Consider the following 13,830-nt stretch of genomic DNA (forward strand, 5'->3'; position numbering starts at 1 on the left):
GCCGGCAGGCGGTATGCACGGGTGCAGGTGGCGAGACGATACGGCGGTGCTGCCGAAAAAACTCAGTCGAGGCCTTGCAGGACGACGACTTCTGGCTTGCCGTCCAGGTAGTCTCCAAGCTGCTTTCCAAGGGTGCGAAAATGCTCTGTCTTTCGATGCGCTGCAGCACTGTCCTCATCGCGATACCGTTCGAGAAAGGAATATGTAGACTCTGTCTGACCACGGAGCAATTCATAGCTAATGCAACCTGGCTCGCTGCGCGTCGCGGTAACAAGTTCTAGTGCCGTCGACAAAAACGGCGCTGCCGTTTCGGGCTTGATACGGACTGTTGCTAAGACGACGATCATTGGTTGGTTTCCTTCGCGCATGGCGCACAAAATGTATGTTCGGTTTTGCCTGTCTGTTGGCCGGGCGAAGCCAATTGTCGATACGGCCTCGACTTCAAACCTTGGATAAGGCGGCGCACCGTCCGACAGACTTGGCACACGGGCCGCCCATCTCATGCGTCACACGAACATAAGCGAACGGGACAATACAAGACACTAGATAGACTAACTAGTCTAGTCGGGGTAGTCAAGAGCGCTGTTGTAAAGGCTTGTCGTTCATTTTGCTGTGCACAAATCTGCTCGCTCGGCCTGTTTCGATAGCACAAACGGCGGATTCTCCGAGGCGGCGAAATTTGAGTGCTCCCATGGTTTCATCGTCACGCGCCACCGATCGGCCTGCATCGATCGTTCGATCGAATCACCGCCACGTGAGATTGAGCTATTGCGAGAAACCGAACTGGTCTTGCTCATCCGAGTCTGCAAATTTTTCGGGTTTATACGGACACCAATTCAGTTGACTGCCCATACTAGACCATCTACTCTATAAAACAGGCCAGCGATGTAGGCAGACGGCAGTGATTTTTGGCGGATTGACGCGCACGCGGAACTCGAAACTGTTGTGGATGCGCAATCACGTAGTTATACGGCACGCGCTGCGTACGCGTTCAGATGTGCGCATACGGCAGATCTACTGGCACGAGTGCTGTCGGACGTCCATCGTCGATCCATGGACGGCTCGAACTCCGAGCGTCATTTACAAGTATTGGTTTGGGGTTGATGCAGAGAGTCGTTGCATATCGTAAAGATAGCTGGGAGAGGAATGACGTTGATGAGGATGAAATACGTCATGGTGTGAATTCGACGTATGAAATGATTGAACTGGAAGTCTTAGTGCGTCGTCGTGATTAGATTGCGGGTATCTATCGCACAGAAATCGTGTGAATAAATTTCAACTGGAGTGGAGACAATGCAGCAACGCAAAATTCTCGTGACTGGTGCAACCGGAAAGACGGGTTCGCGCACGGTTCAATACCTTCGGGAAGCAGGTCACTCTGTCCGGGCAATGGTGCACAGGGAAGACGAGCGCAGCGAGGCACTGAAAGCGGCCGGCGCAGAGGTGATGGTGGGAGAACTGCTCAATCACGATGATGTAATTCGTGCAACCGCGGGAATGCAAGGCGCCTATCTCTGCTATCCGGTGCAGCCCGGTTTGATTCAAGTTACTGTCTACTTCGCGGACGCCGCACGTCGCGCTGGTCTGGACGTTGTATTGAACATGTCGCAGATGCCGGCCCGCGAAGGAGCATCGAGTAATGCTGCACGGGATCACTGGCTTTCCGAGCGTCTTCTCGATCGGTCGGGCGTGCCCACGGTTCATGTTCGTCCTACTTACATGGCAGAGTGGATCACGTATCCGTGGGTGCGAGACACCATTCTTAAACAAGGCAAGATCACACTCCCTTTTGGCAACGGACGGCACGCACCTCTATCGGCCTCGGATCAGGGCCGGGTACTCGCTGCGATTCTCGGGAACCCGGCAGAGCACATCGGCAAGACCTATCCTCTCTATGGCATCAAGGAACTGAGTCAGGCAGAGATTGCTTCGGCGGTAGGTAAAGCGTTGGGTATTGATGTCGTTTACAGCCCCTCGACAATTGAGGAGTATCACACGCACCTGCAAACTTATCCGCTGAGCAAGCATATGATCCAGCATTTCCTTGAGACGGCTGTCGACTACCAGAACGGCGTTTTCTCAGGAATGAACGACGTCGTCGAACGTATCATCGGCCGCCCGCCACAGACGATTGAAGAGTTCATCGCCGATAAGCGTCACGTCTACAACGTCTAATCAGGGAAGAAGTCCGGTCGACCTACCGTTGACCGGACTTTCCGGTCTCGGCGCGGACCATTGATTAAGCCTCGATAAGAATCCGGGGTACGTGCCGTCCTTGAATTGACCAAATGAATACGCATCGTTCTGATTCTGAGATACAGGAGACATTGTGAAACTTCTGGACGAGGTAATCGAAGCACACGGTGGTATGGATAGGTGGAAAAAGGTAAAGCAGGTACTCGCGGACGTATCGATAACGGGATCGACGTGGGAAGCAAAGGGGTTTAAGGATATTCTAAGCTGCGTCGCGGTCGCGGCTGATGTTCGCGATCAACGTGTCACGATTAGCCCATTTGTTATGGGAAATCAGCGTGGGATTTTCACTCCAGAGAGAGTCGCGGTCGAGACGTTTGATGGAGAAACTCTTCTGGAACGTGAAAACCCCACCGAGGCTTATGCGGAACACGTCTATCTGTCGCAGTGGGACCCGCTGCATCTAGCATACTTTTGCGGCTATGCGATGTGGAACTATCTCAATGCGCCGTTCTTCTTCGCTTGGAAAGGTGTTGAAGTCGAAGAGCTTGGGCCAGTCGATAGTGAAACCGACCACGATAGTAGATTGAAGTTGAAGTTTCCGAAAAATCTGGCCACGCACTGTCCCGACCAAATCTACTACGTGAACAAGGATCGTCTGTTGACGCGGCTGGATTATTCTGCAACCGCCACAAAATCGGGACCAACTGGACATCTGATGACCGAACACAAGTCGTTTGATGGGATTGTTGTTCCCACTCACCGGATCGCGCTTCCTCGCAATGAGGACGACACTCTCGTTCCGGGCAGACCAAAGGTCGAGATCAAGTTTCGAAATGTGACGATCATCCCGGCTTGACCTCGGGGTTTTCAACAGGTTGGAAGTGAAAGCAGAGCGTCGTGTGTCACTGCCACGCGTCGCGGTCGATCGTCAAGAAAGAGCTAACGACGATCAGGCTAGGCTCAGAGCGATCGCACTCGACGGTCTGCCATGACTGGACACCCGTTGTCCATCCTCGAAATTGCGCTGAAGCAATCGAAAAACAAGTCGGAGATCCGATGAGCGGTATCTATGTACCTCCTCTGCGTGACATGCACTTTGTTCTACACGAACTCCTGGAAGTGGAAAAAGTGCTGGGCGAAACCTGCCCAGAGGTTGCGGTCGACCGGGACACAATCAACCAGATTCTCGAAGGAGCAGGGGATCTCTGTGAACACGTTCTCGCGCCTCTGAACAGCATTGGCGATGCACATGGCTGTTCATTCAATGAGGGTGCCGTTTCGACCCCTCCAGGCTTCCGAGAAGCCTATCGGAAGTACGCGGACGGGGGATGGAACGGAGTGATCTGTGACGTGGAGGACGGAGGCCAAGGACTACCGCAAGTGATTGGAACTGCTGTCTTTGAGATGATGGCGGCCAGTAACTGTGCCTTCTCACTTTATCCAAAGATATCTGAGGCAGCCTATGAGTGCCTGCGGACGAGTGCGCCTCCTGAACTCAGGAAAACGTATTTGAAGCCGCTCGCGACGGGTGTCTGGGCGGGCACAATGTGTTTGACTGAGCCACACTGTGGCACGGATCTCGGGCTGCTGAAGGCTCGTGCGGTACCGAAGGAAGACGGCTCCTACGCAATTACGGGAACCAAGATTTTCATCTCTTCCGGAGAACACGATCTCACGGAGAACATCGTGCATCTGGTCCTGGCGCGCTTGCCAGATGCGCCGAATGGTACGGGTGGCATTTCTCTTTTCGTCGTTCCGAAATTCATTCCTGAGTCTGATGGCAAATTAGGCGCCCGCAATTCTGTAATCTGTGGTTCCATCGAGAAGAAGATGGGAATTCACGGAAACTCGACATGCGTGATGAACTTCGACCGAGCAACGGGTTTCTTGGCCGGTGAACCAAATCGCGGCTTGTCGGCGATGTTTGTGATGATGAACAACGCCCGGCTGGGGACAGGCACTCAAGCGATGGGCATCTCCGAGGTCGCTTACCAACGTGCCTTGAACTACTCGCGTGAGCGTATTCAGAGTCGGGCGCCTGGACGTCGTTCCAGTGACGGCTCAGGGCCGATCATCGAACTCCCAGACGTACGGCGGATGCTTTTGACGCAGCGTGCGCTGGTGGAGGGTGGGCGGGCGTTTGCATACTGGGTTGCCTTGCAGATCGACCAACTTCATCATAGCCACGATCCGGATTTTCAGGCGAACCTTAGAGGTCAACTAGCGCTGTTGACGCCCGTGGTGAAAGCATTCCTCTCCAACAATGGCATCGATGTAACAAGCAGTGGTATTCAGATACACGGCGGCGCAGGATACATAAGCGAAACCGGTGCCGAGCAGTTGCTTCGCGATGCTCGAATTCTTCCAATCTATGAGGGCACTAACGGCGTTCAGGCGAACGATCTTCTCGTAAGAAAAGTGATTGGAGACGGGGGCAGCTCGATGTTTGCATTGCTCGACAACCTGCGGAGCGATTTACTCGAGCTGGTGAATTCAGAACCGCGCGATGGCGCTGACGATTGTTGTTCGCGGATGGTGAAGCCGCTGGTTGAAGTGATCGAGGAGGTGCGAATTCTCACCGCTGAACTTGTCGAGTCGGCCGTGAGCGACGTGTATCAGGCATCTGCGTCGGCTTGTGACTACCTCGAACTGGCCGGACTGCTCCTGTTCGGCCATCTTTGGCTGAAGTCAGCGATTATCTCGGGTAAGAAAGCAGGGGACCCATTCTACGATGCCAAACTCGTGACTGCTCGATTCTATTTCTCGCACATATTCCCAAAGGCCTTGACGCTTGTTGTTAAGTCGAAGGAATCGTCTTCTATCACTATGGACTCGCGTGCTTTCGCCCCCTAGAGGAGGCACACCTGGAGGCGAATGCCGCCAAGACCAAGCTCGACCAGTTTTTTACGGTCGAGACGCGCGCGGCTCCATCTGGTAGCACAAGATCGGGTCTTCGGCAGGCGTTCGCTCGCGCTCAGCAGAGAGACGCATCCGTCCCGCTGTGTCTTTCTAATTTAGAGTTGAACGCGTTTTTGCAACTCCGGGGACGCTGAGGAGTTGCGGAAGCATATTCCGGATTGTGATCAGATTGTCGGTCGAGCGGTCGGCCAACACCATAACCAGAGACCCTTGCATTAACGCCTGCAGCAGGAAGCCTTGTTGCTCGGGCGCCATGTCTTTCCGGATTGAGCCATCTTGATGTCCCGCGGCCACCAGTTCAGTTATTGCCAGTCGCCAGGTTTCCAGAGATGCAGACACTGCCGAGCTGACAGCGTCGGAATTGGGGGCGAGTTCGGAGGAGAATTTACCCGCGAGACATGCCATCTTGCATCTGGAGCGCTCGATCCTATTGATCAACGTATCGAAATACGATTCGATTTTCTGGTATGCCGACAGGTGGTCGGCATTGGCGCATTTCTCAACAGTCTTAAGTTGCTGCTTGGTGTATTCCTCGAGAACGGCGAAGGCGAAATCATCTTTCGAACCAAAGTGATGATAGAACGACCCCTTCGGCGCGCCAGCTGCCGCTAGCACATCGTCAACGCTAGTGCCATTAAATCCCGTAGCGTAAAACATCCGCATTCCTTCCTTCAGGAGGCTTTCGCGGTGCGATGGTGGCGAAGACTTGCCTTTCGTAACCATTTCGAGATGACCCTTGGCGCGTCGTAAGTGAAATTAGACCGTTCAGTCAATATGTTAGCAAAATTTTGTCCCACTGTGTGTGGGACGTCTGCATATGGTCCGAATGCGGCCGGGATCACACAGCTAAGACGCCGATTGTTGTCCCACATGTATGGAAACATCAGACGTAGGTACAAACGAGCATATGAGTGATCCTGGTTCATTAATAGACTATCTGGTCTATATCACGATTCATGGCGGTTCTGTCCCAGAGTGTGATGCAGCCGAAAGGGCGCGGGCAGAGCAGTCGTTTTGGAAACACCTTCAGCTCTGTTTGCGGGGCTGCTCAGATCTGCTTCCCGCTGCCGTTGGCAGCGACAGAGATCAAGACGCTCCGTAAGTGGCTCACATCAATGAAAGGAAAACCATGACAGAACATATCTCGGTCTCGATTCAGGATGGAGTGAAAGTTTTGACCCTCAACAGGGCCTCCAAGATGAACGCGATCACCGACGCGATGTACACGTTTCTGGCGGAAGAGATCACTGCGGCGCAGACCGATCCTGCCGTCCGCGTTGTTGTACTGTTAGGCGACGGGGACAACTTTACCGCTGGTAATGACATTTCCACATTCGCCCAGCGCTCGGAGCAGTCGGGTGCGAGTAGTGACGCACTGAATCCCGGTCAACTGTTTCTGCGGAGTATCGGGCGTGCGACCAAGCCCTTGATTGCTGGTGTCCAAGGGCGCGCGGTCGGAGTTGGTGTGACGATGCTTATGCATTGCGATTACGTTGTTGTTGCCAACGACGCAACGCTCCAGACGCCCTTTGTAAATCTCGCATTAGTGCCGGAAGCTGCTTCAACGATCCTGCTTGTTGCGCGCATTGGCCACGCGAGGGCGTTTTCGATGTTCACCCTAGCGACTCCCATCGACGGAAACACAGCGGTAGCGTGGGGGATTGCCAACGAGGCTGTGGGTAAGGCGGACGTTCATAAGCAAGCGCTTGCGGCCGCAAAGTCCCTTGCCAATCGGGCACCGAGTGCGGTGGTTGCTACCAAGAAGCTGATGCGGAAGGAGGAAGCGATCCTTGCGCAGATGATGTTGGAAGATGAACAGTTCTCGGCACAAATCGTATCGGAGGATGCTCGCGAGGCTTTCCGCGCTTTCACTGAGAAACGGCCGCCTGTGTTCCGCAAATGACCCGGTAAGGTCGTCGAGGCTGTTGGCTCAACGGCATCTTCTTACGCTAACCTTTCAATTACATTTTTGCTACCCCAGAAGCAGGAAAGAACTATGGATTATCGGAAGACTTTGGATTTCCTGCTTCATGATTGGCTTGACGTGGGTTCCCTTCAGTCGCGCTCGCGCTTCGCGGATCACACTCGCGAGACGTTCTCGGCAGTCCTCGATACTTGCGAAAAGATTGCGCGTGATAAGTTTGCGCCATGTAACCGGTTGATGGATGAGCAGGAGCCTTGGCTCGATGGCGTAACGGTCCGGCAGCCTGAGGGGTGTGCGGAGGCTTTCGAGGCGTATGCTCACTCCGGGATGCTGGCAGCGTCAGACGACTACGAGGTCGGCGGCATGCAACTCCCGTGCACCGTTGAGATAGCGGCGAATTCCTTTTTCTCCAGAGCCAACGTTAGCCTCAGCAGCGTGCCAATGTTGACAAGTGGTAACGCCAGAGTCCTTGTTGCGCACGGTACACCGTTGCAGCAGCAGGTGTTCGCGATTCCACAGTTCTCGGGGAAGTTTGGTGGAACGATGTGCCTGAGCGAGCCTCAGGCAGGGTCGAGCCTGTCTGATATTGCGACGCGCGCAACGCCAGATGGAACGGATTACGAACACGATCCGCTTGGTCCTCGTTACCGACTCCGCGGTAACAAGATGTGGATTTCGAACGGAGATCACGAGTTGACCGAAAACATTGTTCATCTCGTGTTGGCGAAGATTCCTAGTCCAGACGGGAAGCTTATCTCAGGTCCTAAAGGAATTTCGCTGTTCGTTGTCCCTAAAAAGCTCGTTCATGCAAACGGCGAGCTTACCGGCGAGAGAAACGATGTTGTGGTCGCGGGCCTGAACCACAAGCTTGGATATCGGGGAGCACCAAATACGTTGCTTAACTTTGGCGAAGGAGCGTTTCCGGCTAGAGGAGAGAGCGGGGCGATTGGTTACCTTGTTGGCAACCCCCACGAGGGGTTGCGGTACATGTTTCATTTGATGAATGAGGCCCGGCTCGCGGTGGGTGTCTCGTCAACGATGCTCGGGTACGCCGGTTTCGAGTCTTCCCTGGAATATGCGAAAGGTCGCCTGCAAGGAAGGCCGGTCGGACCGGGCGGTAAGGATTGCAGCAAGCCTCAGGTTCCGATCATCCAGCACGCCGACATAAAACGAATGCTGCTCGCCCAGAAAAGCTACTGCGAAGGGGCACTTGCACTTGGACTTTACTGCGCCAAGCTGATTGACGAGCAACGAACAGGAACTCCCGAGGCTTCCAGCGAAGCGGCGCTGTTGCTGGAGGTACTGATTCCAGTGGCGAAGGCCTGGCCGAGCGAATGGTGCCTTGAAGCCAACAATCTAGCAATACAGATTCTAGGTGGATACGGGTACACCCGTGATTTCCCTGTGGAGCAGTTGTGGAGAGACAACCGGCTGAACATGATTCATGAAGGAACGCACGGAATTCAAGGCCTCGATCTGCTCGGACGAAAGGTCGTGATGCAGCAAGGTGCCGGCCTCGCGCTGCTCACGAGAAAAATTCAGGAAACAATTGACAGAGCGAAACGTGCAGAAAAATTTGCTGTGGAGGTCGGAGCACTGAGCAATGCGTTGGAACGCCTGAATTTCGCAACGCGCAATGCCTGGGCCACGGGATCTCCGGACGATGCACTCGCGAACGCTACCCTTTACCTTCAGGCTTTTGGCCACGTGGTGCTCGCGTGGACGTGGCTTGATGTAGGTTTGTGCGCGTGTTTCCAGTTAGATACGGGTCGCATGGAGCAAGACCTTTGCAAAGGAAAGCTCGCTGCTCTGGAGTATTTCTACCGCTATGAATTGCCGAAGATCGAAGCATGGCTTTGCGTAGTCGAAACTCGTGCTGCGACTTGCCGTTTGACTGAGGCAGAATGGCTTTGAGCAGGTATTCGGGAAAGAGTAGCATTTCGGGACCGGAGGGGATCCGTTAAAGGATGGCTTGCAGACTATCGCTTCATTTCGACTCGAAGACCGATTACTCAACGTTGACAACCGTTGCTAAGTGCGCTCATAGCGTTGTCCGTTCAGCGATGACCAATGATTAAATTGATTGAACTCCACATTCGGTGTCACAACTGGATGTCTCAATGATGCGAAGGCGGTCAAGGCAGTATGCGATATAAACTACGCGAGGAAGGTGGAATTGCATCCGGCGATCTAGCGGGGCGCTTTGATGAGATGACTTCCTTGATTGTCGAAAGAATCGCGATTGGTCTCGCGTTTGAACGGGATGCCTCGTTACCCGCCGCTCTCGGAATTATCGAGCCAGGCATAGATAGTTTGAAGCAACATAGCATTGTCCTTGGAGAAAATGGTCCAGCGATATTGGTGAACCAGTTAGGTGCGTGCGAAGCGGTTGTTGATCGGCCTGCCGCTTCGGGTCGCTACAAAGAATATCTTGCGGACGATGGAGTTCTGAAAGAGAAGTTATGGCAGTCGTGCCAGAAAACGGGCTCGTTGCGTGATGCTCAGGCGCTGATGCGTGAAATGCTCGCTGAGTCAATCAATCTACCTCGAGAGACCATTGGGAAATTGCAGCGCTGGAAGAGTCTCTTTGCTACGAATGCGTATACTTGGGTGACGCTCGCGGGGATGCTCCTTGATTCGAAGAGGGAATCGCTCAAGAAGCAGATAAAGGCGGGCGGGATCCGACAACGATTCGTAATAAAGGAGTATGCGTCTCTTGTCCATTCAATGGGTGCCTTCATGTGTCTAGCCTGCGCTGGCTCGGATAATCGATGGCTCGAAGTGATGGCGGAGCAGGTGCCCTGGGGAAACTGGACCCCGTCTCTAGTACTTTCGCGAGAACGTAGCTTACTCAGTACGTTGCAGGGAGCAACGGTAGCCTCAGCATTTGGAGTGGTTGCGATTGACCGCTACCTTGACCGTCTGGTCAGTGTTGGGACGCCGTTCGGAGTGTTTGATTGTGTGATAGGACTCGTCTCGCTCGCGCGTCAGCATACAAATTTCGCCGGCAACATTCTTAACGGAATTTACAAAGGATTGCGCTTCAGAGAAAGGCGTCTAGATGAAGACGCGCAAATTTTGAGAGCACTTTGGAAATCGGCTCGTATCGCTTTGGAAGAGCCGGAGTGCGGTGAACGATTTTTGCTTGATTGGGCGAAGGGGTTTGGAAATATCGATTTCGCACAAACCAGCGATAGACCGGGAGACGGATTCCTCTCTGCTGTGCGGTCCGATATTGATGGTGCTCAAATGGTTGGGGAGTATTTCCCTGCCATCTTGGCTGTGCCATTGTTTTCCAACGAGCAGCCAGGCGCGTTCTATTTGCCTCAAGCGCTTCAAAGCGTAGAACGAAGCGGCGATGGATTCAAGCTCTCCAAGCAGTTCGTGATCAGATCAGCCACGACTGATATATCCATTAACGAGCGGAAATTTCACTGATTTGCGTTCGCCATGTTAGCTGGAGCGAGTCTGCTCGTCGGAGCTTTGTAATGACGTTGTAATGCGGTAGACCACAGCCGCGACACACATCGTGACGCGACCTTCGGGGGCAGCCTTAGCGCAAGTTCGTTGTAAAGAGGGGAGGGCACTGCCTACGTCAGCGCCCTCATTTCTCCACAAGCTAGTTTAAGCCAGAGCCGAGATCGATGCAGTGCGTTTTCGGTTAAACGCGCTCAATCGCAATGGCGATTCCTTGCCCAACGCCGATGCACATAGTGCACAAGGCGAAGCGTCCGCCGATTCGGTGCAGTTGCCGGGTGGCAGTTGTTACCAGTCGGGCACCACTCATGCCAAGCGGATGCCCAAGTGCGATTGCGCCGCCGTTCGGATTCACACGAGGGTCGGCATCGTGGATGCCGAGGGAACGTAGAACCGCCAAGCTTTGCGCCGCAAATGCTTCGTTTAGTTCGATAACATCGAATTGATCGACGGTCATACGAAGGCGCGAAAGCAACTTGGTTGTTGCCGGAACGGGGCCGATGCCCATAACGCGCGGAGCGACGCCGGCGGTGGCGATACCGAGCACTCGCGCCCGCGGCTTCAATCCAAAGCGTTTTGCATTGTCTTCGTCCGCGATTAACAGCGCTGCAGCGCCATCGTTTACGCCCGAAGCGTTGCCAGCAGTGACTGAGCCATTTGGCCGCACCACTCCTTTGAGCTTTGCAAGCGCATCAAGGCTTGTCTCGCGCGGATGCTCGTCTTTCGATACGACAACCGGGTCACCCTTTTTCTGGGGAATTGTTACAGAGACGATCTCTTCGTCGAGCGTGCCATCCTGCTGAGCACGAAGAGCTTTTTGCTGGCTTGCCAAAGCGAATGCATCCTGGTCAGCGCGCTTCACGCCGTACTCGTCCGCGACATTTTCTGCTGTCTCGGGCATTGTATCGACTCCGAATTCCTCCTCCATCAGGGGATTGATAAATCTCCAGCCGATGGTGGTATCAAACAACTGCATATCGCGAGAGTAGGCCGACGCCGCTTTGCCCATGACGAATGGCGCACGGCTCATACTTTCTACGCCGCCGGCAATCATCAAACCATTTTCACCCGCACGGATCGAACGTGCCGCAATGCCGATCGCATCCATTCCGGACCCGCACAGGCGGTTCACTGTTGAGCCAGGTACCCCCTCGGGAAGGCCCGCAAGTAGTAGTGACATGCGAGCAACGTTGCGATTGTCGTCGCCGGCCTGGTTTGCGCAACCGTAGATAACGTCGTCCACTGCCTCCCAGTCGACCTCGGGATTTCTCGACATGAGCGCGCGCATTGGAATCGCACCAAGATCATCGGTACGGACAGGTGAAAGAAGGCCGCCATAGCGTCCGATTGGCGTCCGGATAGCGTCGCAGATAAAAGCTTCGTTCACGATTGCATAGCCCTGAAAGATGCATCGTACCGCTTCGATGCGGAGTGTTCTGATGGAAGGAGTGTTTTTGGCGTCGGCCAGTGTAGTCCCGATGCGCTCGCCTCGAATGCATTGGAGCCTCCGTCCTTCAACGTAAGCGTGATCGCGGTATGGATCCCGGCGTGTGCAGCGTATTGTAGACCAGATAGTCTATATGTTTCAGCAATCGAACGGAGGTTGGATCAATCTATTGCGGAAGGCAGTTACTCGTACTAGACTAAGGCGTCTAATTAAATGTTAGCTCTGTTTCTATCGGATGCATCGGCAGGGGCTCACGGGTGAAGAAAGCCGGTACCGTGATATCAAGATTCATGGCTCTAGGGCAGTTGTTTCGACGGCGAGTCGAAGCGATCGTTTGCTTGGGACGGGTAAGTGTGCGACGGAATGCGGAGCAGGATCCGCTGATACCGACCGGGCTTTGCCGGATTTCGGCTGTCGTTAGGTTGTCATGTGCGACCTGTTGAATCTCTTTCTTTCAACATGTTGTGGTGTTGAGGTCGATTCAGTCGCTCCATCCGTGATGGCGGGTAACAGTGCAGGAATGGAACGACGAATGATGTTTCGATGGCTGTGTTGGAACTGTTTCGAGGTTGCAATCGGAAGCTCCAATGTCCGCAAGGCCATATTCAACAGGCTGCGCACGTACGTTACGGGTTCGAGTTGTTCAGGAATGTGCACGTTTGACGGCGAGTTCAAGAACAAACTCGCGGACACGCCGAGCGAACGTCCGCTTTTCTGGCCAGGTTCAGGCAGACGGTCATGGAAAGCATGTGTCTGTCATAGCAGTCTGGTCACAACTTGCTTGACGATTGCGCATCGCCGTAGTGTGACCGGAAAGGTAGAGCGCCGTTTGTGCAATTCGTCTTGGTACCTGTCGGATTGAGCGTTCACTACTGGCGTTCGCGTAACTCACTTGCCGGTGAATATCGGCGCATTCCTTGCGCCATCATTGACGGAATACCTTCGCGCAACAAGCCGAACTTGTGCAAGTGGATTTGTATTCGCGGCACGCGATCAAGCTCTTACTGAAGTCGTCGCAATCGCGGTGCCTCTCGTTAAATGAGATCGACGGCGGGTAATGTCAGCGGTGCATAAACGGAAAGAAGTTGAGATGGAAAACGAACGAATCGTCATGAATTGCGAAAATACAACTATACCCGGGGTACACGCGGATACGGCTCTTGAAAATGCGAAGACTGAAGTCTCGCAACGTCGTCGCAGAACGTCAGCCGATGACGCAATTAAGGCAATCTTGCAAGCGACGTCTGATCTCATGTGTGAGGGCGCCGCTGGGCACATCAACGTCGATCAGGTTGCAGAGCGGGCCGGATTCCACAAGATGACCATTTACCGGAACTTTGGATCGCGCGATGGATTGTTCGAACGATATGGCGATTGGCTCCGCGAAAATGAACGCGCGAACTGGTACGAAGTTCAAAAGAGCAGCTTGCTCGCGTCGAAAGGTGGCCTTTCAAGCTTCTTCGAAGATCTCGAACAGCGGCTTCAGACAAACTCGTCGGCAAGCGTCAGGTTGTTCAAGCTTGATTTTCTGTTCGGCGACCAGGTGCCCCCAGTACGACGGATCTTCGAGCAACACCAGAAGGAGCTTCGGAGCCTGATCGTCAGTCTTGCGATGTCGTCTGGTGCCGATGATGCTGAGGCATTGACCGATACGCTGCTGCTGCTATGGCGCGGCGCGATATCTGCACCGACGCACGCACCGGCTCCAACGGAGAATCGACTATCGCGATTGATAGATCAGGCATTGAAAAGATATGGGTGTCGAGAAGCGCAACATTGACCCCTAGGTAGAACCGCTTCGCGGATGGATGAGGTGAAATTCTCGTCTAGCGTCAGCTTTTTTGCGGAGCTGGTTTTCTCGCCTGAG

At 54.0% G+C, this 13,830-nt stretch carries 11 protein-coding genes; 7 read left to right on the top strand and 4 right to left on the bottom strand.

Annotated elements, in window-relative coordinates:
• Positions 1–62 precede the first annotated feature (62 nt).
• Together DK391_RS44265 and DK391_RS44270 are read right to left on the bottom strand one after the other, a co-directional pair.
• Complete coding sequence (locus DK391_RS44265; protein ID WP_162600789.1) at positions 63–347, bottom strand: putative quinol monooxygenase; 285 nt, start codon at positions 345–347, stop codon at positions 63–65.
• A 255-nt stretch (positions 348–602) separates the two neighbouring features.
• Entirely contained in the window at positions 603–797 is a 195-nt protein-coding gene (locus DK391_RS44270; RefSeq protein ID WP_162600790.1) for a hypothetical protein, read from the bottom strand.
• A gap of 496 nt (positions 798–1,293) precedes the next feature.
• Here DK391_RS44270 and DK391_RS11870 point away from each other — a divergent pair, with 496 nt between their 5' ends.
• The 3 genes from DK391_RS11870 to DK391_RS11880 all read left to right on the top strand — a co-directional run bounded on the left by DK391_RS11870 (position 1,294) and on the right by DK391_RS11880 (position 5,049).
• A complete protein-coding gene (locus tag DK391_RS11870) occupies positions 1,294–2,175 on the top strand; it encodes an NmrA family NAD(P)-binding protein (RefSeq protein WP_109478191.1) in 882 nt (293 codons plus the stop codon).
• A 154-nt stretch (positions 2,176–2,329) separates the two neighbouring features.
• Complete coding sequence (locus DK391_RS11875) at positions 2,330–3,052, top strand: hypothetical protein (protein ID WP_109478192.1); 723 nt, start codon at positions 2,330–2,332, stop codon at positions 3,050–3,052.
• A 200-nt stretch (positions 3,053–3,252) separates the two neighbouring features.
• The gene (locus DK391_RS11880; protein WP_109478193.1) at positions 3,253–5,049 is read left to right on the top strand and encodes an acyl-CoA dehydrogenase family protein; all 1,797 of its coding nucleotides are present in this window, start codon (positions 3,253–3,255) and stop codon (positions 5,047–5,049) included.
• Positions 5,050–5,205: 156 nt separating this feature from the next.
• Here DK391_RS11880 and DK391_RS11885 read toward each other — a convergent pair whose 3' ends face one another.
• Complete coding sequence (locus DK391_RS11885; protein WP_109478194.1) at positions 5,206–5,838, bottom strand: TetR/AcrR family transcriptional regulator; 633 nt, start codon at positions 5,836–5,838, stop codon at positions 5,206–5,208.
• A gap of 406 nt (positions 5,839–6,244) precedes the next feature.
• Between DK391_RS11885 and DK391_RS11890 the strand changes: the two genes are divergently transcribed.
• The 3 genes from DK391_RS11890 to DK391_RS11900 all read left to right on the top strand — a co-directional run bounded on the left by DK391_RS11890 (position 6,245) and on the right by DK391_RS11900 (position 10,477).
• The gene (locus tag DK391_RS11890; protein ID WP_109478195.1) at positions 6,245–7,018 is read left to right on the top strand and encodes an enoyl-CoA hydratase-related protein; all 774 of its coding nucleotides are present in this window, start codon (positions 6,245–6,247) and stop codon (positions 7,016–7,018) included.
• Between the two features lie 93 nt (positions 7,019–7,111).
• Complete coding sequence (locus DK391_RS11895) at positions 7,112–8,953, top strand: acyl-CoA dehydrogenase (protein WP_109478196.1); 1,842 nt, start codon at positions 7,112–7,114, stop codon at positions 8,951–8,953.
• 306 nt (positions 8,954–9,259) lie between these two features.
• Complete coding sequence (locus tag DK391_RS11900; RefSeq protein ID WP_204117346.1) at positions 9,260–10,477, top strand: hypothetical protein; 1,218 nt, start codon at positions 9,260–9,262, stop codon at positions 10,475–10,477.
• 223 nt (positions 10,478–10,700) lie between these two features.
• Here the strand turns inward: DK391_RS11900 and pcaF are convergent, their stop codons facing one another.
• The gene (gene pcaF / locus DK391_RS11905) at positions 10,701–11,903 is read right to left on the bottom strand and encodes a 3-oxoadipyl-CoA thiolase (RefSeq protein WP_109478198.1); all 1,203 of its coding nucleotides are present in this window, start codon (positions 11,901–11,903) and stop codon (positions 10,701–10,703) included.
• A 1,150-nt stretch (positions 11,904–13,053) separates the two neighbouring features.
• On the opposite strand from pcaF, the gene DK391_RS11910 reads away from it, so the two are divergent.
• A complete protein-coding gene (locus DK391_RS11910; protein WP_162600792.1) occupies positions 13,054–13,743 on the top strand; it encodes a TetR/AcrR family transcriptional regulator in 690 nt (229 codons plus the stop codon).
• Positions 13,744–13,830: the final 87 nt, after the last annotated feature.

The organism is Paraburkholderia sp. C35 (assembly GCF_003121405.1).
Classification (GTDB): Bacteria; Pseudomonadota; Gammaproteobacteria; order Burkholderiales; family Burkholderiaceae; genus Paraburkholderia.

Excerpts from the sequence above, each read along its gene's own strand:
- DK391_RS44265 (WP_162600789.1), bottom strand. The coding sequence starts at position 347 with ATGATCGTCGTCTTAGCAACAGTCCGTATCAAGCCCGAAACGGCAGCG.
- DK391_RS11880 (WP_109478193.1), top strand. The coding sequence starts at position 3,253 with ATGAGCGGTATCTATGTACCTCCTCTGCGTGACATGCACTTTGTTCTA.
- DK391_RS11885 (WP_109478194.1), bottom strand. The coding sequence starts at position 5,838 with ATGGTTACGAAAGGCAAGTCTTCGCCACCATCGCACCGCGAAAGCCTC.
- DK391_RS11890 (WP_109478195.1), top strand. The coding sequence starts at position 6,245 with ATGACAGAACATATCTCGGTCTCGATTCAGGATGGAGTGAAAGTTTTG.
- DK391_RS44270 (WP_162600790.1), bottom strand. The coding sequence starts at position 797 with ATGAGCAAGACCAGTTCGGTTTCTCGCAATAGCTCAATCTCACGTGGC.
- DK391_RS11895 (WP_109478196.1), top strand. The coding sequence starts at position 7,112 with ATGGATTATCGGAAGACTTTGGATTTCCTGCTTCATGATTGGCTTGAC.
- DK391_RS11910 (WP_162600792.1), top strand. The coding sequence starts at position 13,054 with ATGGAAAACGAACGAATCGTCATGAATTGCGAAAATACAACTATACCC.
- DK391_RS11870 (WP_109478191.1), top strand. The coding sequence starts at position 1,294 with ATGCAGCAACGCAAAATTCTCGTGACTGGTGCAACCGGAAAGACGGGT.